This window comes from Burkholderia sp. AU45274 (genome assembly GCF_030482505.1).
Taxonomy (GTDB): Bacteria; Pseudomonadota; Gammaproteobacteria; order Burkholderiales; family Burkholderiaceae; genus Burkholderia.
Map to the genome: position 1 here is coordinate 22465 of NZ_JAUJQE010000003.1, position 20235 is coordinate 42699.

General features: G+C 67.7%; 20 protein-coding genes. 14 read left to right on the top strand and 6 right to left on the bottom strand.

What is annotated here, in order from left to right:
• Positions 1 to 18 precede the first annotated feature (18 nt).
• Positions 19 to 3258, bottom strand: a complete 3240-nt coding sequence (locus QZM35_RS12920) for an efflux RND transporter permease subunit (RefSeq protein WP_301776075.1) — start codon at positions 3256 to 3258, stop codon at positions 19 to 21.
• A gap of 267 nt (positions 3259 to 3525) precedes the next feature.
• On the opposite strand from QZM35_RS12920, the gene QZM35_RS12925 reads away from it, so the two are divergent.
• Both QZM35_RS12925 and QZM35_RS12930 read left to right on the top strand, forming a co-directional pair.
• Positions 3526 to 3993, top strand: a complete 468-nt coding sequence (locus QZM35_RS12925) for an MEKHLA domain-containing protein (RefSeq protein WP_089433575.1) — start codon at positions 3526 to 3528, stop codon at positions 3991 to 3993.
• Between the two features lie 236 nt (positions 3994 to 4229).
• On the top strand, positions 4230 to 4538 hold the full coding sequence (locus QZM35_RS12930; RefSeq protein WP_089430105.1) for a DUF4148 domain-containing protein: 309 nt from the start codon (positions 4230 to 4232) through the stop codon (positions 4536 to 4538).
• Between the two features lie 71 nt (positions 4539 to 4609).
• Here the strand turns inward: QZM35_RS12930 and ansP are convergent, their stop codons facing one another.
• A complete protein-coding gene (gene ansP / locus QZM35_RS12935) occupies positions 4610 to 6100 on the bottom strand; it encodes an L-asparagine permease (protein ID WP_226206324.1) in 1491 nt (496 codons plus the stop codon).
• Positions 6101 to 6557: 457 nt separating this feature from the next.
• Here ansP and QZM35_RS12940 point away from each other — a divergent pair, with 457 nt between their 5' ends.
• From QZM35_RS12940 to QZM35_RS12965, 6 genes are all read left to right on the top strand, one after another.
• Positions 6558 to 7364, top strand: a complete 807-nt coding sequence (locus QZM35_RS12940; protein ID WP_301776076.1) for a transporter substrate-binding domain-containing protein — start codon at positions 6558 to 6560, stop codon at positions 7362 to 7364.
• Positions 7365 to 7453: 89 nt separating this feature from the next.
• Positions 7454 to 8140 (top strand): amino acid ABC transporter permease, encoded by a 687-nt coding sequence (locus QZM35_RS12945; protein WP_089429512.1) that lies wholly within the window; start codon positions 7454 to 7456, stop codon positions 8138 to 8140.
• A complete protein-coding gene (locus QZM35_RS12950) occupies positions 8137 to 8787 on the top strand; it encodes an amino acid ABC transporter permease (RefSeq protein ID WP_089433577.1) in 651 nt (216 codons plus the stop codon). Before QZM35_RS12945 ends, QZM35_RS12950 begins: the two co-directional genes overlap by 4 nt.
• Positions 8774 to 9523 carry an amino acid ABC transporter ATP-binding protein gene (locus QZM35_RS12955; RefSeq protein WP_089433578.1) on the top strand — a complete coding sequence of 250 codons (750 nt, stop codon included), beginning with the start codon at positions 8774 to 8776 and terminating at the stop codon, positions 9521 to 9523. The genes QZM35_RS12950 and QZM35_RS12955 overlap by 14 nt, the downstream gene beginning before the upstream one ends.
• Positions 9524 to 9696: 173 nt before the next feature.
• Complete coding sequence (locus QZM35_RS12960; protein ID WP_089433579.1) at positions 9697 to 9981, top strand: DUF4148 domain-containing protein; 285 nt, start codon at positions 9697 to 9699, stop codon at positions 9979 to 9981.
• A complete protein-coding gene (locus QZM35_RS12965; RefSeq protein ID WP_174970988.1) occupies positions 9978 to 10247 on the top strand; it encodes a hypothetical protein in 270 nt (89 codons plus the stop codon). Before QZM35_RS12960 ends, QZM35_RS12965 begins: the two co-directional genes overlap by 4 nt.
• Here QZM35_RS12965 and QZM35_RS12970 read toward each other — a convergent pair.
• On the bottom strand, positions 10175 to 11317 hold the full coding sequence (locus QZM35_RS12970; protein WP_301776077.1) for an FAD binding domain-containing protein: 1143 nt from the start codon (positions 11315 to 11317) through the stop codon (positions 10175 to 10177). The genes QZM35_RS12965 and QZM35_RS12970 overlap by 73 nt on opposite strands.
• Positions 11318 to 11419: 102 nt before the next feature.
• Positions 11420 to 11725, bottom strand: a complete 306-nt coding sequence (locus QZM35_RS12975; RefSeq protein ID WP_174970981.1) for a hypothetical protein — start codon at positions 11723 to 11725, stop codon at positions 11420 to 11422.
• Between the two features lie 59 nt (positions 11726 to 11784).
• Between QZM35_RS12975 and QZM35_RS12980 the strand changes: the two genes are divergently transcribed.
• The 3 genes from QZM35_RS12980 to QZM35_RS12990 are packed head-to-tail and all read left to right on the top strand — an operon-like array spanning position 11785 to position 15024.
• Positions 11785 to 12522, top strand: a complete 738-nt coding sequence (locus tag QZM35_RS12980) for a YoaK family protein (protein ID WP_301776078.1) — start codon at positions 11785 to 11787, stop codon at positions 12520 to 12522.
• A 52-nt stretch (positions 12523 to 12574) separates the two neighbouring features.
• Positions 12575 to 13528 (top strand): glyoxalase, encoded by a 954-nt coding sequence (locus QZM35_RS12985; RefSeq protein WP_089434001.1) that lies wholly within the window; start codon positions 12575 to 12577, stop codon positions 13526 to 13528.
• Positions 13529 to 13542: 14 nt separating this feature from the next.
• Positions 13543 to 15024, top strand: a complete 1482-nt coding sequence (locus QZM35_RS12990; RefSeq protein ID WP_301776322.1) for an alginate export family protein — start codon at positions 13543 to 13545, stop codon at positions 15022 to 15024.
• Between the two features lie 323 nt (positions 15025 to 15347).
• On the opposite strand, the gene QZM35_RS12995 is transcribed toward QZM35_RS12990, so the two are convergent.
• Positions 15348 to 15629 (bottom strand): XapX domain-containing protein, encoded by a 282-nt coding sequence (locus QZM35_RS12995; protein ID WP_089429519.1) that lies wholly within the window; start codon positions 15627 to 15629, stop codon positions 15348 to 15350.
• Between the two features lie 307 nt (positions 15630 to 15936).
• Between QZM35_RS12995 and QZM35_RS13000 the strand changes: the two genes are divergently transcribed.
• The 3 genes from QZM35_RS13000 (at position 15937) to QZM35_RS13010 (ending at position 18866) form a co-directional block, all read left to right on the top strand.
• A complete protein-coding gene (locus QZM35_RS13000; protein ID WP_046546706.1) occupies positions 15937 to 16623 on the top strand; it encodes a hydrolase in 687 nt (228 codons plus the stop codon).
• A gap of 166 nt (positions 16624 to 16789) precedes the next feature.
• Positions 16790 to 16957 (top strand): DUF1427 family protein, encoded by a 168-nt coding sequence (locus tag QZM35_RS13005; protein ID WP_039362659.1) that lies wholly within the window; start codon positions 16790 to 16792, stop codon positions 16955 to 16957.
• A gap of 19 nt (positions 16958 to 16976) precedes the next feature.
• The gene (locus QZM35_RS13010; protein WP_301776079.1) at positions 16977 to 18866 is read left to right on the top strand and encodes an amidohydrolase; all 1890 of its coding nucleotides are present in this window, start codon (positions 16977 to 16979) and stop codon (positions 18864 to 18866) included.
• Between the two features lie 325 nt (positions 18867 to 19191).
• Here the strand turns inward: QZM35_RS13010 and QZM35_RS13015 are convergent, their stop codons facing one another.
• A complete protein-coding gene (locus QZM35_RS13015) occupies positions 19192 to 20112 on the bottom strand; it encodes a helix-turn-helix domain-containing protein (protein WP_089429521.1) in 921 nt (306 codons plus the stop codon).
• Positions 20113 to 20235 lie beyond the last annotated feature (123 nt).

Genomic DNA, 20235 nt, shown 5'->3' on the forward strand with positions numbered 1-20235 from the left:
GAAAGGGCGGCGGCGCGATCAGCCCAGCGCCGGCGTATCGGAGGTGGGCTGCGCGCGCCGTGCGGCCGCGGCCTCGCGACGCCGGTCGAGCCACGCGTGGACGAAGCCGAACACGACCGGCACGAACAGCAGCGTCGACACCGTGCCGAACGCGAGCCCGCCGATCACCGCGCGGCCGAGCGGCGCGTTCTGCTCGCCGCCGTCGCCGAGGCCGAGCGCCATCGGCAGCATCCCGATCAGCATCGCGAGCGCGGTCATCAGCACCGGGCGGAAGCGGTTGAACCCGGCGTCCAGCGCGGCCTGCCACGGCGGCGCGCCGCCGGCGAGCAGTTCGCGCGCCGTGTTCACGACGAGGATGCTGTTCGCGGTCGCGATGCCGATGCAGAGGATCGTGCCCGTCAGCGCAGGCACGGACAGCGTCGTGCGCGTGACGAACAGCATCCACGCGATGCCGGCGAGCGACGCGGGCAGGCCGCCGACGATCACGAGCGGGTCGAGCCACGACTGGAAATTGACGACCATCAGCAGGTAGACGAGCGCGACCGCGAGCACGAGGCCGCCGAGCAGTCCGGTGAACGACTCGTGCATCGCCTGCACCTGGCCGCGCAGCACGATCGACGAGCCGGGCGGCAGTTGCGCGCGGGCTTCGTCGACGAGTGTCGTCACGTCGGCGGTGACGCCGCCGAGGTCGCGCCCCTGCACCGACGCGAAGAGGTCGAGCACCGGCTGCACGTTGTAGTGCGACACGACCGCCTGCTGCGTCGTGCGCGAGAAGCTGCCGAGCGTGCCGAGCAGGTTCTGCGCGGGTGCGCCGGCCGCCGGGCCGCCGGCCGGCGTCTGCGGCGCGCGGGCGGTGCCGGCGGGCAGCGGCACGTTCGCGAGCGCCTGCAGCGAATTCACCGTGTACTGCGGCGTCTGCACGAGCACCGGGTAGCTGACGCCGTTGCGCGGATCGAGCCAGAAGTTCGGCGTGGTCTGCGAGCTGCCGGACAGCGCGATCAGCAGGTTCTGCGCGACGTCGCGCTGCTGCAGACCGGCCAGGATCGCCTTCGTGCGGTCGACGTTCACGTCGATCGCCGGTTCGTCGCCGGGTTGCTGGATGCGTGCGTCGACGAGGCCGCGCACGCCGCGCAGCTTCGCGAGCAGCGCGTTCGCGACCGCGCGGTTCTGGTCGAGCTGGTTGCCGACGATCTGGATGTCGATCGGCGCGGGCAGCCCGAAATTGAGGATCTGGCTGACGATGTCGGCCGGCAGGAACGCGAACGTCACGCCGGGGAACGACTGCGCGAGCACGTTGCGCAGCGTCGCGACGTACGCGGCCGTGGACGCATGGTTCGGCTTCAGCGTGATCAGCACGTCGGCGTCCCCGGTGCCGATCGGGTCGGACGCGTCGTACGTGAGGTTGATCCCGCTCACCGGCACGCCGATGTTGTCGAGCACGCCCGCGAGCTGGTCCGCCGGGATCACGCCGCGGATCTTCGCTTCCACTTCGTCGGTGAGCCGTGCGGTCTCCTCGATTCGCGTGCCGGTCGGCGCGCGCAGGTGCAGGCGGATCTCGCCGGTATCGACCGACGGAAAGAAGTCCTGGCCGGCGAACGCGAACAGGCCGGTCGATGCGACGCAGGCGAGCAGGAACGCGGCCGCGAAGCGGCGGCGCCGCGCGATCGCCGCCGCGAGCAGCGCGCGATAGCGCAGCCGGACGGCCTCGAAGCGTTGTTCGAACGCGGCCTGGAAGCGCGCGAGGCGGGCGAACACGCCGCGCGGCGGCCGGCCGTGGCCCTTCGCGCGCATCAGCGCCATCGCGAGCGTCGGCACCAGCGTGCGCGAGAAGAAGTACGACGCGATCATCGCGAAGATCACGGCTTCGGCCAGCGGCACGAACAGGTAGCGCGCGACGCCGGTGAGCAGGAACATCGGCACGAACACGATGCAGATCGACAGCGTCGACACGAAGGTCGGCACCGCGATTTCGCCCGCGCCGGTCAGGATCGCGTCCTCAAGCGGCGCGCCGAGTTCCAGATGATGCGTGATGTTCTCGATCGCGACGGTCGCGTCGTCCACCAGGATCCCGACCGCGAGCGCGAGGCCCCCGAGCGTCATGATGTTGATGGTCTGGCCGAGCACGGCGAGCGCGAGCAGCGACGTGAGCACCGCGAGCGGGATCGTGATCGCGATGATCAGCGTCGCGCGCCAGCTGCCGAGGAACAGCAGGATCATCAGCGCGGTCAGGCACGCGGCGATCAGCGCCTCGCGCACGACACCCTGGACTGCCGCCTTCACGAACACCGACTGGTCGTCGAGCGGCGAAATGTGCAGCGCCTTCGGCAGCCCGGCCGCGATCTTCGGCAGCATCGCCTTCACCTGGTCGATGATCGTCAGCGTCGACGCGCTACCCGTTTTCTCGACGGTCAGCAGCGCCGCGCGTTTGCCGTCCACCCGCACGATGTTGGTCTGCGGCGCGTAGCCGTCGCGTACGTGAGCGACGTCGCGCACATAGACGACCGTGCCGCCGATCGTCTTCACCGGCAGGTCGTTCAGCGCGGCCACCGTCTGCGTGCTGCCGTTCATCTGCACGTCGTACTCGTGCGTGCCGATCTTCGCGGTGCCGCCGGGCAGGATCAGGTTCTGCGCGTTGATCGCGTTCACCACGTCGATCGGCGCGAGGCCCTTCGCCTGCAGCGCACGCGTGTCGAGATCGACGACGATCTGGCGGATCTTGCCGCCGAACGGCAACGGCACGGCCGCGCCCTGGACGGTCGCGAGCTGCGTGCGGATGAAGCTGTTGCCGAGGTCGTACAGCTGCTGCTCGGCGAGCGTGTTGCTCGACAGCCCGAGCTGCAGGATCGGCACCGTCGACGCGTTGTACGTGATGATGTTCGGCGGCAGCGTGCCGGGCGGCAGGATGCGCAGGATCGACGCGGCGTTGCTCGAGGCTTCCGCGATCGCGCGATTGATGTCGGCGCCCGGGTGGAAGAAGATCTTCACGACCGACACGCCGTTCAGCGATTGCGATTCGATGTGCTCGATGTCGTCGACGTCCGACGTGAGCGCGCGTTCGTAGTTCGACGTGATGCGCTTGGCCATGTCCTCCGCGGAGAAGCCGTTGTACGACCAGACGATGCTGACGACCGGAATGTCGATGTTCGGGAAGATGTCGGTGGGGGTGCGCAGCAGCGCGAGCGGCCCCGCGATGAAGATCAGCAGCGCGAGTACGACGAACGTGTAGGGCCTGCGTAACGCCAGCCGGACGATCCACATGATGGTGCTCCTCGAAGCGGGGAATGGACGCGCATTCGATGCGACGAGCACGCAGTCTGCCGGCGCGGCGTTGACCCGACCCTGACTCGAAGATTACGAAACCGTTATCTGCGCCGGCGCGGCGGCAGCGGCCGTGCGGCAGGCCGCGCAGCGCGATGCGGGCTGGCCGGACCCGCGCCGCCGACGGCGGCGCGCCGCTTCATCCATAATGTCCGGCGGCAAACCTTCGCTCATTCGCGTATCTCGCCGATTTCAGGAGCCAGACCGATGTCGTTGCGCACCGATGCAAACTTCTTCCGCCTTCTTGCCGACTCGTATCGCCGGCTCGTGAACTGCCCGCTCGTGCCCGACGGCATGAGCGCATCCGACGGCGCCGCGTGGCTGTACGAAGCGGCGCCGTTCGGCATCCTGGCGCACGACACGTCGGCCGACCCGGTGTTCGTGTACGGCAACCGGCGCGCGCAGGCGATTTTCGAATACGACTGGGATGAACTGACGGCGTTGCCGTCCCGTCTGTCGGCGGAGCCGATGGAGCGACACGAGCGCCAGGTGTTTCTCGACAAGGTGATGCGCGATGGCTTCGTGGCCGAATATCGCGGCGTGCGCGTGACGAAGTCCGGCAAGCGGTTCTGGATCGAACGCGCGACCGTGTGGCAGCTCATGGACGCGGACGGAGTCGTGCACGGCCAGGCCGCGATGATTCCGGAAGTACGGCCGCTCGACGCGCCCGCATGAACGCGACGATCGACTGGCACGCGCATCGCGTCGCGGGCCCGCGCGATGTCCGGCGAACCGGGGCGGCCCGCCCACGACGGACGCGAGCGATCAGATAACAAAACCGTAATCGAAGCCTCACCTTCAGGAAAGCGCGCGAATCGCAGAATGAATCCAACTCTTCATCACATCGATGGGGAGCGGATGTCCGGCCTGATCTGCGGACGCGAACACGCCATCATTGAGAGGTGAACATCATGAACAACCTGATTCGTGCAGTCCTGCTTTCCTGCGCACTGAGCGCACCGATCGTCGCATTTGCGCAAACCGCCGACCATGCGCTCACACGGGCCGACGTGCGCGCCGATCTCGTCCGCGTCGAACAGGCCGGCTATCGGCCGATCGGTAACGATCCGAACTATCCCGACGACATCCAGGCCGCCGAGGCGAAGGTCGCCGCGCAGCAAGCGCAATCGGCCGCCGCGCGGCCGAGCGTCGCCGCAAAGCGCACTGATGCGCAATCGCTCGCGTCGCTCGACGAGCACCAGTTGTACGACCATCACTGAGCGCGATTGGCGACCGCCGTCCGCGGCCCGACGGCGGTTCCTTCAACGGACGGCACGCATGCCGTAGCGAGTCAGTCGTCGCCTTTCTCGAGCACGTTCTGCGTGAGCGCGATCGACGGAATCGTCGGCTTCAGCAACGCGCGGCGCGCGCGACGGCTCAGCCACTTCCAGCCGGCCACGAGCAGCAGCGCGACCAGCGGGATCGACGCGATCGTCCATGTCCCGTTCGGGTAGTCGAATGCCATCAACACCAGCACGCCGAGCAGGAACAGCAGCGTGAGCCACGACGTCACGGGCGCGCCGGGCATCCTGAACGAGACGTCCTCCACGTCGCCGCGCCTGACCGCGGCGCGGAACTTCATCTGGCATACGACGATGAAGCCCCATGTGCTGATGATGCCGAGCGACGCGATGTTCAGCACGATCTCGAACACGCTCGACGGCACCAGATAGTTGAGCAGCACGCCGACCACATAGATCGCGACCGTCACCAGAATGCCTGCGTACGGGACGGATTGCCCGCTCATCCGCGCGAGGAATGCGGGGGCCGAGCCGCCCATCGACAGCGAACGCAATACGCGCCCCGTCGAATACAGGCCGGAATTGAGGCTCGACAGCGCGGCCGTGAGCACCACCAGGTTCATCACCGAGCCGATGCCCGGCACGCCGAGCGCGCCGAAGAACGTGACGAACGGGCTCTGGCCCGCCTTGTACGCACTCCACGGCAGCAGGCAGACCAGCAGCACGACCGATGCGACGTAGAAAATCGCGATGCGCCAGATTACGTTGTTGATCGCGCGCGGCAGCACCTTGCGCGCATCCTTGCATTCGCCGGCGGCCGTGCCGACCAGTTCGACGCCCGCGAACGCGAACACCACGCCCTGCACCAGCACCAGCGCCGGCATCAGTCCGTGCGGAAAGAACCCGCCGTTGTCGGTGATCAGATGCAGGCCGGTGCCATGGCCGGCCACCGGCATGCCCGTGCCGAGGATCGCCGCGCCGATCACGAGAAACAGCACGATCGCGGCGACCTTGATCAAAGCGAACCAGAACTCCATTTCCGCGAACCATTTCACGCCGATCAGGTTCATCGTCGCGACGATGCACAGCGCGACGAGCGCGAAGATCCACTGCGGCACGGCCGCGAACGGTGCCCAGTAATGCATGTAGAGCGCGACGGCGGTGATGTCGACGATGCCGGTCATCGCCCAGTTCAGGAAGTACATCCAGCCTGCGACGAACGACGCCTTTTCGCCGAGGAATTCGCGTGCGTACGACACGAAGCTGCCGCTGCTCGGGCGATGCATCACGAGCTCGCCGAGCGCGCGCAGGATCAGGAACGAAAACGCGCCGCAGACGAGATAGACGATCGCGAGTGCCGGGCCGGCGGCCTGCAGCCGGGCGCCGGCGCCGAGAAACAGCCCGGTGCCGATGGCCCCGCCGATCGCGATCATCTGCACCTGTCGATTGCCGAGGGTCTTGTGATAGCCGGCTTCGTGCGATTCGAGCCAGCTGCGTTTGTCGGTTTCGCCGGTTGTCGACGGGTCGGGAATCGATGCCATGACGGGTTCCTCGCGCATGGAGGGGATGGGATTCGTCCCGGTCGCGGACGATCGGGACCACCGGTACCGGAGGTCCGGCGCGCGCAATCGCGCGCGCCCGTCCAGATTGCGGTTCGTCGGACGTGACGAAAGGCACGGTACGTCGCGAACGTATTCAGCCGTAATTCCGGTCACAAACGGAATGCAAATTTGGACTGAGCCTGGTCGAATCCATGCATAGGTGTCGGCGCCGGGTGAACCGGATAGGTAATTTGGTGCGCCGGCGCGCGCTGCGGGGGCAACCGTTACCGACGGCGCCGGCTCATGCACCGAAATGAGGAATCCGGCACATCGAATTTTTCGTCTCGCGCCGGTGCGGCAAGCGTTTCACGGCGATGGCCCGGTTTTTGCTGGAGTGGTGTCGGCCGCGCAATCGTTGCGCGCTGCCCGACGACATACCAGACAAGGAAGATTCACCGTGAGCCCGACGACCCGACCGTTCCCCCGACGCACCTGGCTGGCTGCGCTGCTCGCCGCCCCCGTGATCGCGCTGTTCGCCGCCGCGCCGGCCCACGCCGATGCGCTCGACACCATCGCGAAAAACGGCACGCTGCGCGTCGCGGTGCCCGAGGACTATCCGCCGTTCGGTTCGGTCGGCACGGACATGCAGCCGCAGGGCTACGACATCGACATGGCAGGCCTCCTCGCCAAGGCGCTCGGCGTCAAGCTGAAGCTGGTGCCCGTGAACAGCGCGAACCGGATTCCGTACCTGACGACCAACAAGGTCGACATGGTGATTTCGTCGCTCGGCAAGACGCCGGAGCGCGAGAAGGTCATCGATTTCTCGAGCGCGTACGCGCCGTATTTCCAGGGCGTGTTCGGGCCGTCGGACGTGAAGGTGAGCGCGCCCGCTGACCTCACCGGCAAGACGGTCGGCGCGACGCGCGGCGCGCTCGAGGAGATCGCGCTGTCGCAGCTCGCGCCGAACGCGACGATCAAGCGCTTCGAGGACAACAACGCGACGATCCAGGCGTTCCTGTCGGGGCAGGTCCAACTGATCGCGGCCGGCAACATCGTCGCGGCGGCGATTCTCGCGAAGCATCCGCCGCGCCGCCCCGAGGTCAAGTTCGTGATCAAGAATTCGCCGTGCTTCGTCGGCGTCAACAAGAACGAACCGCGCCTGCTCGCGAAGATCGACGATGCGATCGCGCATGCGAAGCAGGACGGCTCGCTCGGCGAGCTGTCGCGCAAGTGGCTCGGCCAGCCGCTGCCGGCCGGGCTGTGACGTATCGCAGTGCAGCCTGACACGTTGCCGCGGCCGGGATGCCCGGCGTGGCGCGTGTCGTTGTCCGAACCCGAATTCATCCGCTTCCCATGAGCTACCAGCTTCAATTCGGTGAACTCGCCGATTACGCCGGCGTGTTCGCGAGCGGCGCGGCGATCACGCTCGCGCTGACCGCGGTCGCGACCGTGCTCGGCGCGGCCGTCGGCGTGCTCGGCGCGGCCGCGTACAGTGCCGACGCGCGCGCGGCCGTGCGCCTGCGCCCGCTGATCGGCGCGTACGTCGAGGCGATTCGCAATACGCCGTTCGTCGTCCAGCTGTTCTTCATCTTCTTCGGCTTGCCGGCGCTCGGCGTGCACATCGACGAGTACACGGCCGCGATCCTCGCGATGACGCTCAACCTCGGCGCGTACTCGGTCGAGATCGTGCGCGCGGGCGTGGCCGCCGTGCCGAAAGGGCATCTGGAGGCGGCGTCCGCGCTGGCGATGTCGCGCGCGCAGATGCTGCGCCACGTCGTGCTGCCGCAGGCGCTCGCCAAGGTGTTTCCCGCGCTGTCGAGCCAGATCGTGATCACGATGCTGGGTTCGGCGGTCGTGTCGCAGATCTCGGTGGCCGACCTGACCTATGCGGCCGGCTACATCCAGTCGCGCAACTTCCGTGCATTCGAGACGTACTTCGTGATCACGCTCGCGTATCTGGCGATGGCGCTGCTGATGCGCGCCACGCTCGGCGCGATGGGCCGCCGCCTGTTCTCCCGCCGCGTGCGAGGTGCGCGATGACCGATTTCACGTTCGGGCAGATTCTCGCGAACCTGCTGCTGGCCGCGCGCTGGACGATCGTGCTGTCGATCGTGTCGTTCGTGTCCGGCGGCCTCGTCGGGCTCGGGCTGCTCGTGATGCGCGTGTCGGGTTCGACGGTGCTGCGCGGCATCGCGAAGCTCTATATCGAAGTGTTCCAGGGCACGCCGTTGCTGATGCAACTGTTCATCGTGTTCTTCGGCCTGCCGCTCGTCGGGCTCGACGTGCCGCCGTGGGTCGCGGCCACGGCGGGGCTCACGTTCTTCACCAGCGCCTATCTGGCGGAGATCTGGCGCGGCTGTGTCGAGGCGGTGCCGAAAGGGCAGTGGGAGGCGTCGGCCAGCCTGGCGATGAGCTATGTCGAGCAGTTGCGTCACGTGATCCTGCCGCAGGCCGCGCGCATCGCGATCGCGCCGACGGTCGGCTTCGGCGTGCAGGCGGTGAAGGATACGGCGCTCGTGTCGATCATCGGCTTCACCGAGCTGACGAAGGTCGGTATCGCGATCTCGAATGCGACGTTCCGGCCGTTCGTCGTGTATGGCCTCGTTGCGCTGATCTATTTCGCGCTCTGCTATCCGCTTACCCGTTATGCGCGCACGTTGCAAAGGAGATGGCATGCCGCTCGTTGAAACCCGGGGTCTCGAAAAGCACTTCGGCACCCATCATGTGCTCAAGGGCATCGACCTGTCCGTCGAGCGCGGGCAGGTCGTGTCGATCATCGGCCGCAGCGGCTCGGGCAAGAGCACGCTGCTGCGCACGCTCAACGGGCTCGAGAGCATCGACGCGGGCACGATCTCGGTCGACGGCGAACGCGTCGATGCGCGGCATGCGGACTTGCGTGCGCTGCGGCTGAAGGTCGGCATGGTGTTCCAGCAATACAACCTGTTTCCGCACCTGAGCGCCGGACAGAACGTGATGCTCGCGCAGTCGGTGGTGAAGAAGTCGCACCCCCAGCAGGCGCGCGCGATCGCGGAGCTGATGCTCGAGCGCGTCGGCCTCGGCGACAAGTTCGACGCGTTTCCGGAGCACCTGTCGGGCGGCCAGCAGCAGCGCGTCGCGATCGCGCGTGCGCTCGCGATGAAGCCGAGCGTGCTGCTGTGCGACGAAATCACGTCGGCGCTCGATCCCGAGCTCGTCGGCGAGGTGCTGGGCGTGATCGAGCAACTCGCGCGCGAGGACATGACGCTGATCATGGTCACCCACGAGATGAACTTCGCGCGTGCGGTGAGCGACAGGATCGTGTTCATGCACCAGGGACGCGTGTGGGAGAGCGGGACGGCCGACGAGATCTTCGAGCGTCCGCAGACGGTGGAATTGACGCGGTTTCTGGGCAGCGTGCGGAACCCGGAAACGGTTGCGCGCTGACTGACACGGCCGTGCGGCCGGGCCGCGACCTGATGACAAGACCGTAATCGAAGCCTCACCTTCCGGAAAGCGCGCGAATCGCAGAATGGACACCACTCCTCATCGCATCGATGCGGAGCGGATGTCCGGCCTGATCTGCGGACGCGAACACGCCATCTCGAGAGGTGAACGTCATGAACAACCTGATTCGTGCAGTCCTGCTTTCCTGCGCACTGAGCGCACCCGTCGCCGCATTCGCGCAAACCGCCGACCATGCGCTCACCCGCGCCGACGTGGTCGCCGACCTGATTCAGGCGGAGCGCGACGGCACGCTGCCGACGTCGAACTGGGACTATCCGCCGAGCGCGCCGACGATCGCGCGCAATCGCGAGCTGTATGCGATCGCGCACGGCGAGCCGCGCACCGCGACGGCGGGCGTGGGAACGGGCGCGGCTGTTTCAACGGCGAGCGCGCAATGAAGCCGGCTGCCGTACTGGCGCGGGTGGCGGGCCTGGCGCTCGCCGCGTGGCTCGCGGCGCATGGCGCGCCGGCCGCCGCGCGTGGCCAGCCGCAACTGCCCGACGACGATGGCGGGCGCGCCAGCGTGCTGCGCGCGCTCGATCCGTCGAGCGAGGCGCTGCGCCGGCCCGCCCACACGCGGCCGGCCCACGTTCAAGCCGCGCCCATCAAGCGGGCGCCCAGCGCGATGCCGCGCGCGGCGATCACCGCGCTCGCGGCGCGCTGACGGGCGTCCCAGCCCGCCAGCGCGGCGTCGAACCCGCGGCCGTGGCCGACTTCACGCAGCGCTTGCGCGAGGCCGACCGCGTCGTCCGCCGCTTTCGCGACACCGGCCGCCGTGTGCGGGCGAACGAGGCACGCGGCGTCGCCCAGCAGCACCGCACGCCCCACCGCCATCCGTTCGACCGCGAGATCCTGGATCGCCTGCGCGAACGGCGCGGGTGTCGCGTCGACGAGCGCGGCGAGCGTCGGCGCGAGCATCCGGCCACCGGCGTCGACGAGTTCCGCGCGGTGGTCGTCGCGCATCGCGCCGGGCGGCAGCGACCCGTCGCGTTGCGTGCCGTCGCGCGCGACGAACAGCGACCGCAGCCGGTCGGAAGTGAGGCGCCGGTACCAGACCCAGTTCACGCGCCGCTTGCCGGCCTCGATCGCGCCGTCCGCGCCGGGCACCAGATAGGTGAGGAACAGGTGCGCGTCGCCTTGCTGGAACGTGAAGCGCTCGCGCAGCAGATCCAGCACCTGTTCGGGCAGCGCCCGCTCGTCGACGAGCCCGCGCCATGCGACATAGCCCGCATACGTCGGCCGCACGTCCGGCATCAACTGTGCTCGCACCGCCGAGCGGCCGCCGTCCGCACCGATCAGCAGGTCGGCCGTCTCGGCGTGGCCGCTCGCGAAATGCGCGACGATGCGCTCGCCGTCCTGCTCGAATCGCTCGAACGCGTCGCCCGCATGGACGATGCCGGCCGGCAGCGCGCGCTTCAACGCCGTGTAGATCACGTTCCACGCGGTCTGCGTTTGCGGCATCGTGAAGCGTTGCACGATGCGGTCTTGCGCATCGACGTAGATCCGGTCGATCGAATCGACGGCGGCCTCGCGCGGCAGCGGTACGTTGCCGAATGCGAACGCCCGCTCGATCGGCGGCTGCAGCACGATGCCGCCGCCGCGGCTGTCCAGGTCGTGCGGGGATTGCTCGAATACGCCGACGTCCCAGCCGGCTGCGCGCAGGGCGGTCGCGGCGAACAGTCCGCCGACCGACCCGCCGACGATGACGGCCTTGCGGCCCGATCCGTGTTCCATCCGATGTCTCCCGATGATGGCCGAGCATAGGGCAAGCAACGGACGCAGCGGTTGAATCGTTCTGAAGCGGCCTGCGTGACAGCGTGACGCGTGCGCCGCCGCTCAGCCTCGGCGGCGTTTGGCGGGGGCGGCGCAGGAGCCGGATGCCACGCGTTGCAGTGCGGCCGGCGTGCCGTTCAGGAACGCGTCGACCTGCCGTTCGATTTCGGCGTCGAGATCGTCGGGCGCCGGCAATCCGTATCCCCCGCTTGCACACGCCCAGAGGGAGAGGCTCGCTTGCGGGCTCCAGCCCCGTTCGATTTGCGCGTTGCGCTGCGCTTCCGCCGCCGGCGTTGCTTCAGAAAAATTCAGTTCGCCGCCATGACTTTCAGGCGCACGTCCCCTAGTCTTGCTACCGAACCGCCGCATGGGCCGGGCGCGCAGGTCGAGGGCGCGGACTGCGCCGGCAAAACCAAGGAAACCACGACATGCAACCTGGACACGTAACGGCCGCCGGCGCGGCCGCGCCCGATCGCCTGCCCGGCGAAGACGTCTTTCTCGCGTCGATCGCAGGCTATGTCGACACGCTCGGCTTCGTCGCGCTGTTCGGCCTCTTTACCGCCCATGTGACCGGCAACTTCATCCTGATCGGCTCGGGCCTGGCCGGGGTCGGGCAGGGGCTGCTGATCAAATGGCTCGCGTTTCCGGCGTTCATCGCCGGGATCGTGGCCGCCCGCCTGCTCGACCACCGGATGCGCGTGCGCGGTCATGGCGCGCGGGCCGGTTCGCTGTACGCATTGCAGGCGATCCTGCTCGCCGGCTTCATGTTCGCGGGGATCGCGGCGTCGCCGATCGGCAGCGCCGACGCGCCCGCGACGATCATCTGCGGGCTGCTCGGCGCGGCGGCGATGGGCGTGCAGAACGCGCATGGCCGGCTGACCGCGCGCTCGGTGGTCGCCAACACGGTGATGACCGGCAACGTCACGCAGGCCGTCATCGATGCCTTCGACTGGCTCGTGCCGATCGCCGCGCCGGCCGAACGGGACGCCGCCCGCGCGCGGCTGCAGCGCACGCTGCCGCCGGTGGCCGGCTTCGCGCTCGGCGCGGGCGCCGGCGCGACGGCGTACCTGTATGCCGCGTTCTGGGCGCTCGCGCTGCCGCTCGCGGTGCTGGGCTTTCTCACGTATCGATCCGCACGCTTGGCCGAGCTGCCCGCCTCGCGCTGAACCCGTTTTCGCGCGCGGCGTGCCGCTGCGCGCCACCTTCAAGGAGAACCCGATGATTTCACTGAACCTGCGCCACGTGCTGCGCATGACGACTGCGTCGACGGCGATGCTCGCCGCGTTGCTGGCGGCCGCCCCGTCGCATGCCGACGAAACGCATCTGGACGACACGGCGCGCCAGCCGGCCGCCGCGCGCTTCCCGGCGGTCGCGGTCGGCCCGCAGTACGACACGACGCACGTGTGCGTCGCGCCGGAAGACTTCGACCGCTTCACCGACAGCTTCGTCGCGACGTTCGGCGGCAAGAAGTCGAAGCAGGGCGTGTTCCAGGTCACGCCGACGCCGAGCCAGACGATGTCGCAACTGGTGCTCACGCCGGTCGGCACGATCTCGGTGTTCGGCTTCAAGACGCCGATCCCGTATCCGTTCTGCGAGGAGCGCACCGGCTATCTGGTGACCGACATGGACATGGCCGTGAAATCGGCGCGTTCGCATGGCGCGGACGTGGTCGTCGCGACCTTCCCCGATCCGATCGGGCGCGACGCGATCATCCGCTGGCCGGGCGGCGTGAACATGCAGCTGTACTGGCATACGCAGGCGCCGAATTACGACCCGCTGCAGACGGTGCCGGAAAACCGCGTGTATGTGTCGCCGGAACGCGCGGGCAAGCTCGCGCACGACTTCGCCGCGTTCTCGCACGGCAAGATCGTGTCGGACGTGCGCAAGGCGCCGGGCATCGAGATTGGCCGGCCGAACGACACGTACCGCCGCATCCGCATCGAATCGGGCTTCGGCAAGATGACCGTGCTCGCGACGGACGGCCACCTGCCGTTCCCGTTCGGGCGCGAGATGACCGGCTATGAAGTCGCCGACCTGGCCACGACGCTGAAGCAGGCCGAAGCCGCGGGCGTGACCGTGCTCGTGCCGCCGTTCACGTCGGACGGCCGCGACGCGGCGCTCGTGCAGTTCCCGGGCGGCTACGTCGCCGAAATCCACGCACGGTCGAAATAACGGTGCGCCGGCCGATCAAACCATCGTGGCGCGGCGCGCTGCCGGGCGTCGTGCTGGCCGGCGGCGTCGCGCTGCATGCCGGGACGGCGGCCGGTGCCGATGCGCCGGCCGCAGCAGCCGCAGCAGCACCCGTCGTTCAGCCGCAGGCGCCGGCGGCAGCGAGCGCCGCCGTGGCGTGCACCGCGAAGCGTCCGACCGTGCTGTTCAACCGCTGGCAGGAGGACTGGTCGGTGCTCGCGAACCCGTGCGTGCCGCGCAAGCCGTTCGACGCTCTGAAATACGTGCCGCTCGGCGACGACCCGTCGACCTACCTGTCGCTCGGCGCGAACCTGCGCGAGCGTTTCGAGCTGAACAACGCGCCGCTGTTCGGCCTCGGCTCCGCGCACGACGACAACTACGTGATCCAGCGCACGAACGTGCACGCGGACCTGCGCTATCGCGGCCATCTGCAGGCGTTCGTGCAGTTCGTCGATGCGCGGCCGTTCGGCAAGAATACGGTCGGCCCGATCGACAGGGACCAGCTCGACATCGAGCAGGCGTTCGTCGCGTATGTCGACCAGATCGGCCCCGGCACGTTGAAGACGCGGGTCGGCCGGCAGGAGATGGCGTTCGACTTGCAACGCTTCGTGTCGGTGCGCGACGGCCCGAACGTGCGGCAGGCGTTCGACGCGCTGTGGGCCGATTACGAAATCGGCAAGTGGCGGCTGATCGGCTACGTGACGCGCCCGGTGCAGTATCGCGACGCCGCCGCGTTCGACGACGTGTCGAACCGGCACCTGCGATTCGACGGCGTGCGCGTCGAGCGCAACGGCACGGGGCCGGGCGACCTGTCCGCGTACTGGTCGCGCTACACGCGCGACAACGCGCGCTTTCCGGATGCGTCGGGCACCGAGCGGCGCGACGTGTTCGACATGCGCTATGCGGGCAAGGCCGACGGGCTCGACTGGGACGTCGAGGCGATGCTGCAGACGGGCCACGTCGGGCAGGACACGGTCGGTGCGTGGGCGTTCGGCGCGCTCGGCGGCTATACGTTCGCGAAGACGGCCGGCACGCCGCGCATCGGGATCCAGATTGACGGCGCGTCGGGCGATGCTCACCCGGGCGACCGGCGCGTGGGCACGTTCAATCCGATGTTTCCGAACGGCTATTACTTCACGCTCGCCGGTTATACCGGATACAGCAACCTGATCCACGTGAAGCCTTCGCTGACCTTCAAGCCCGCCAGCTCGGTAACGGTGCTGACCGCCGTCGGCTTCCAGTGGCGGCAGACGACGGCCGATGCGATCTACGGACAGGGCATGTCGGCCGTGCCGGGCACGGCGGGCAAGGGCGGCGCGTGGACGGGGATGTACGCGCAGGCTCGCGTGGACTGGCTCGTCAATGCGAACACGGCCCTGGCCGTCGAGGCGGTGCACTTCCAGCTCGCCGATTCGATTCGCGCGCTGGGCGCGCGTAATGCCGACTATGTCGGCGTGGAAGCGAAGTTCGGTTGGTGACGCGGCGCGCGCCGCCGCTCCTGTCAGGGCGGCGCGCGCGTGACCGAACGACGCCGGGCACGGGGCAGGTCGCCCAACGACCTGCGCGAATACGTCGTTCAGAGGGTGCCGATCGGAAAAGTCGCAAATGGCCCCGATCTCGGCGAAGGTCAGGTCGGCGTGCCGATCAGATGCGGAGCACGCGTCATGCGTCGTTCGAGCAGCCGGCGGTGCTGCCGGCGGACGGTCGCAGAAACAGCGGCGTCACGCAGGCCATTGACGAACGTCTTGAAACACATGCAAGCGCCCCGACCGTCCTGGTCGGATGCGCTCGAACCTTCCGATCACAGCGGTGTCGATTCGCGGCGCTTCGCGCCAGCGTCGGTTGCATGGGCGCCCGGCAGCGCACCGAACATGTGCTGGCTGCACTTCGCGTCGCGCCATGCGGTTCCCAGCCGGATGCCGCTGAACAGCCGTCGTGCCAGCGGGAGAATCTGTTCGCCGGCCAGAATGCCAAGCAGGCCCGCCAGGGCGACCGCGGGCGGCGCCGGCGATTGCACGCCGATCAGCGCATAAACGATGCCGGCGAGGATGCCGGCGAACAGCGAAGCAGTGTACGGTTTCATAGGTCTGGAATGGTGTGTCGGCAGTTGGAAATATGGACAACTACCGATCTTGAGTCGATCCGAAAGTCCTGGGTCAGCCTATCAGTTCTGCCTGTTCGTTGCGGGTCCGTTCAATGAAATTCAGATCTTTTCAGCCTGGATTCATGAAGGTCGCGAGAATCAGAACAATTAATTGGTGTGGCCGCGCATTAGTCGATTGAATGACGCAGGCCGGCTGCCGAGTCTTCCGCCCCAGCGCATTCGACGCGTCGCGGATTCGTCGGCCCGGCGAGCCTCATTTCTCTCTGCGTCAAAGGACATCACCGCCATGAGCAACCCGAAGCTTGAAGTACTTACCCCGCACAACAGCCAACTGATCTTCATCGATCAGCAGCCGCAGATGGCGTTCGGCGTGCAGTCGATCGATCGCCAGACGCTGAAGAACAACGTCGTCGGGCTCGCGAAGGCCGCGAAGGTCTTCAACATCCCGACCACGATCACGACGGTCGAAAGCGACAGCTTCTCCGGTCACACGTATCCGGAGCTGCTCGACGTGTTCCCGAACCAGAAGACGCTGGAACGCACGTCGATGAATTCGTGGGACGACCAGAAGGTGCGCGACGCGCTGGCCGCGAACGGCCGCAAGAAGGTGATCGTGTCCGGTCTGTGGACCGAAGTCTGCAACACGACGTTCGCGCTGTGCGCGATGCTCGAAGGCGACTACGAAATCTACATGGTCGCCGACGCATCGGGCGGCACCACGCAGGCCGCGCACGACTTCGCGATGCAGCGCATGGTGCAGGCGGGCGTCGTGCCCGTCACGTGGCAGCAGGTGCTGCTCGAGTGGCAGCGCGACTGGGCGCACCGCGAGACGTACGACGCCGTGATGGCGATCGCGAAGGAGCATTCGGGCGCGTACGGGATGGGCGTCGACTACGCGTACACGATGGTCCACAAGGCCGCGCCGCGCACCGCGACGCCGCACGAGTCGATCGCGCCCGTTCCGGCGAAGTAAGCGCGGACGGCCTGCGATCGTTGATGCCGGTGCGGCGGGTTCGAGGCGAACGCGCCGCATTGGCTCCCTTGCGCGGGCGGCGGACGTGACCGAAACACGAATGCCGCCCGCAGCAGGCTGATCGGAACACGGCCGCTGCATTCGAAATTTCCGGGAGATTTATCGCATGGAACCTTATCTGGTTTCCCTTGGTGCGGGCCTGCTGATCGGTGTGATTTACAGCGCCATCAAGGTTCGCTCTCCCGCACCGCCGCTGATTGCGCTGGTCGGGTTGCTCGGCATGCTGATTGGCGTGCAGGCGTTGCCCACCGTGAAACAGCTGCTTGGCTTCTGATCAACAAGAGGTGATGTCTATGACCGCAACCGTGACCCAACCGGATCTGATCCTGCATAACGGAAGATTCACGACGCTCGACCGCGCGAACCCCGTCGCGACGGCGGTCGCGATTGCCGCCGGCCGCTTCGTCGTCGTCGGCAGCGACGCGGATGTGATGCCGCTCGCGGGCCGCGCGACGAAGGTGGTCGATCTCGGCGGCCGTGGCGTGCTGCCGGGTCTGATCGACAACCACTGCCACGTGATTCGCGGTGGACTGAACTACAACATGGAACTGCGGTGGGACGGCGTGCCCTCGCTCGCGGTCGCGATGGAAATGCTCAAGCGCCAGGTGGCCGTGACGCCCGCGCCGCAGTGGGTCCGCGTGGTCGGTGGCTTCACCGAGCATCAATTCGTGGAGAAACGGCTTCCGACGATCGACGAACTCAATGCCGCCGCGCCGGACACCCCGGTGTTCATCCTGCACCTGTACGATCGCGCGCTGCTGAACGCGGCCGCGCTGCGGGTGGTCGGCTACACGAAGGACACGCCGGAGCCGCCGGGTGGGACCATCGTTCGCGATGCCGCCGGCAACCCGACCGGCCTGCTGCTTGCGAACCCGAACGCGACGATCCTCTACGCGACGCTCGCGAGGGGCCCGAAGCTGCCGTTCGAGTATCAGTACAATTCGACGCGCCATTTCATGCGCGAGCTGAACCGGCTCGGCGTGACGGGCGTGATCGACGCGGGCGGCGGCTCGCAGAATTATCCCGACGACTACGAGGTGATCCGCAAGTTGCACGACTCGGGCGAGATGACGATCCGGATCGCCTACAACCTGTTCACGCAGAAGCCGAACGCGGAGAAGGAAGACTTCGTGAACTGGACGAAGAGCGTCAAGTACCACGACGGAACCGACTACTTCCGCAATAACGGCGCGGGCGAGATGCTGGCGTTTTCCGCGGCCGACTTCGAAGACTTCCGGGTGGCACGCCCGGACCTGCCCGACCAGATGGAGGATGATCTCGAAGGCGTGGTGCGCGTGCTCGCGGAAAACCGTTGGCCGTGGCGCATGCACGCGACCTATGACGAGACCATCAGCCGCGCGCTCGACGTGTTCGAAAAAGTGAACCAGGACATCCCGCTCGACGGGCTGAACTGGTTCTTCGATCATGCGGAAACCATCACCGAGAAATCGATGGACCGGATCGCCGCGCTCGGCGGCGGCATCGCGGTGCAGCACCGGATGGCGTACCAGGGCGAATACTTCGTCGAGCGCTACGGCGCGCAAGCCGCGGAGGCCACACCGCCCGTGGCGAAGATGCTCGGCAAGGGACTCAAGGTCTCGGCCGGCACCGACGCGACCCGCGTCGCGTCGTACAACCCGTGGGTGTCGCTCGCATGGCTCGTCACCGGCAAGACGGTCGGCGGGATGCGGATGTATCCGCAGCGCAACCTGCTCGATCGGGAGACGGCACTGCGCATGTGGACCGAGTACGTGACGTGGTTCTCGAACGAGGAGGGCAAGAAAGGGCGCGTCGCGGTGGGGCAGCTGGCCGACCTGGTGGTCCCGGATCGCGATTTCTTCGCGTGTGCCGAGGACGACATCGCCGGCACGACGGCGTTGCTGACGGTCGTGGGCGGAAAGATCGTGTGGGGCGCGGGGCCGTTCGAGTCGTACGATGCACCGATCCCGCCCGCGATGCCCGACTGGTCGCCCGTGCGTGAGTTCGGCGGCTATGGCGGCTGGGGGGCGACGCAGCGCGCCGGCGCGCCGCTGCAACGGGCGGCCGCCGCTGCGATGTGCGGTTGCGCGAACGCATGCAACGTTCACCAGCATGCGCATGCGAGCGCATGGGCAAGTGCGCTACCGACGTCCGACGCAAAGGGCTTCTGGGGCGCGTTCGGGTGCTCCTGCTGGGCGGTCTGACACGGCGCGCGGCCCCATTGCGACTCCGCGACGTGGGTCCGCGCGCTTCATCGCCCTTGACGCCTTTTGCGAGCCCCCGGGACTGATCGGCGGGCTCGTTCTCGTCACTTCTGCTCGACCATGGACGAGACCCGGCTGGCAGTCGTCCCGTCGTTCGGTGACGATACGACGACCGGGATAAAGCGATGAGCCCGCTTCCTCCACCAAAAAGGTGGATGGAGCGGGCTGGCGCCGCAATCTGTCGGATCAGACGGATGGCGGCATGAACCTCGATTGAACAATCGGCCGGGCTACCGGTGCGCGCGTCCGCGACCGCGCAGAGGCTTCAGCGCGAGCGTGCGCGCCGCCACGCGCCGGGCGGATGGCCGACGATCCGCGCGAAGATGCGGTTCAGATGGCTCTGGTCCGCGAAGCCGCACGCGATCGCGATGTCGGCGAGCGTCATGTCGGACGTCTCGATCAGTTCGCGCGCACGCGTCACGCGCTGTTCGAGCAGCCACTGGTGCGGCGTGCGGCCGGTGGTGCGCGAGAACGCGCGGATGAAGTAGCCGCGCGACAGGTCGCATTCGTTCGCCACTTCCTCGATCGATACGCCGAGATCCGCCTTTTCCAGCAACAGCTCCTGCGCGCGCGCCAGTTTCGCCGGCGACAGGCTGCCCTTGTGGTCGAGTTCGCGCGTGCGCGCGTTGCCGTAACGGCGCACGAGGTGCGTGCCGATCGCGAGCCCCACCTGCTCGATGAACAGCGCGTTCAGCGGGCCGGGCGCGTCGAGGCTGCCGGCCACCGCGTGCGCGAGATGGCCGAGCACCGGATCACGCACGTCGGGGCGGCACGTGAGGCCGCCGATTGCCTGCCCGCCGTGCTCCGGGCCGACGCGCTCGAGATACGCATGCGGCAGCTCGACCAGCACGAAGTCGAAGTTGCCGTACAGGTCCGCATGGAAGTGGCGCGAGAAATCGCGAATGTAGATCGAGTGATGCTGGAACCGGCGCTCGCTCGCGCCGGCGCGCCCGTAGAGCGTGCGGCGATGGCCGGCGGCCAGCGATACGCCGACCAGGAAGCCGCGGTCGCACGCGGGCATGTCGATGTGTTCCACGTGCGCTTCGCGCATGCATTTGCGGTGAAGCCGCAGGCCGCCGGTGGCGGTCTCGACATCCTTCGACAGCAGGCTGGCCACGCAGCCGAGCGTGTCCTTCGGCGGTGGGGGCGGGGATACCGCCGGCGCTGCGGTAACGGAGTCTGACATGGAATTCCCGGGCAAGTGACTCGGCGCGCGAAATGGCGAGTCCAGTTTAGCGACGCAAGTGAACATTCAAAATGAATTTGCACAAACGTCCGCTCGTGAATCTGACGAATTGCTTTCAATGAC

Bases quoted from the DNA above. Each gene is read 5' to 3' on its own strand.
- QZM35_RS12920 (WP_301776075.1), bottom strand. From the start codon at position 3,258: ATGTGGATCGTCCGGCTGGCGTTACGCAGGCCCTACACGTTCGTCGTA.
- QZM35_RS12925 (WP_089433575.1), top strand. From the start codon at position 3,526: ATGTCGTTGCGCACCGATGCAAACTTCTTCCGCCTTCTTGCCGACTCG.
- QZM35_RS12930 (WP_089430105.1), top strand. From the start codon at position 4,230: ATGAACAACCTGATTCGTGCAGTCCTGCTTTCCTGCGCACTGAGCGCA.
- ansP (WP_226206324.1), bottom strand. From the start codon at position 6,100: ATGGCATCGATTCCCGACCCGTCGACAACCGGCGAAACCGACAAACGC.
- QZM35_RS12945 (WP_089429512.1), top strand. From the start codon at position 7,454: ATGAGCTACCAGCTTCAATTCGGTGAACTCGCCGATTACGCCGGCGTG.
- QZM35_RS12950 (WP_089433577.1), top strand. From the start codon at position 8,137: ATGACCGATTTCACGTTCGGGCAGATTCTCGCGAACCTGCTGCTGGCC.
- QZM35_RS12955 (WP_089433578.1), top strand. From the start codon at position 8,774: ATGCCGCTCGTTGAAACCCGGGGTCTCGAAAAGCACTTCGGCACCCAT.
- QZM35_RS12960 (WP_089433579.1), top strand. From the start codon at position 9,697: ATGAACAACCTGATTCGTGCAGTCCTGCTTTCCTGCGCACTGAGCGCA.
- QZM35_RS12965 (WP_174970988.1), top strand. From the start codon at position 9,978: ATGAAGCCGGCTGCCGTACTGGCGCGGGTGGCGGGCCTGGCGCTCGCC.
- QZM35_RS12970 (WP_301776077.1), bottom strand. From the start codon at position 11,317: ATGGAACACGGATCGGGCCGCAAGGCCGTCATCGTCGGCGGGTCGGTC.
- QZM35_RS12975 (WP_174970981.1), bottom strand. From the start codon at position 11,725: ATGCGGCGGTTCGGTAGCAAGACTAGGGGACGTGCGCCTGAAAGTCAT.
- QZM35_RS12980 (WP_301776078.1), top strand. From the start codon at position 11,785: ATGCAACCTGGACACGTAACGGCCGCCGGCGCGGCCGCGCCCGATCGC.
- QZM35_RS12985 (WP_089434001.1), top strand. From the start codon at position 12,575: ATGATTTCACTGAACCTGCGCCACGTGCTGCGCATGACGACTGCGTCG.
- QZM35_RS12995 (WP_089429519.1), bottom strand. From the start codon at position 15,629: ATGAAACCGTACACTGCTTCGCTGTTCGCCGGCATCCTCGCCGGCATC.
- QZM35_RS13000 (WP_046546706.1), top strand. From the start codon at position 15,937: ATGAGCAACCCGAAGCTTGAAGTACTTACCCCGCACAACAGCCAACTG.
- QZM35_RS13005 (WP_039362659.1), top strand. From the start codon at position 16,790: ATGGAACCTTATCTGGTTTCCCTTGGTGCGGGCCTGCTGATCGGTGTG.
- QZM35_RS13010 (WP_301776079.1), top strand. From the start codon at position 16,977: ATGACCGCAACCGTGACCCAACCGGATCTGATCCTGCATAACGGAAGA.
- QZM35_RS13015 (WP_089429521.1), bottom strand. From the start codon at position 20,112: ATGTCAGACTCCGTTACCGCAGCGCCGGCGGTATCCCCGCCCCCACCG.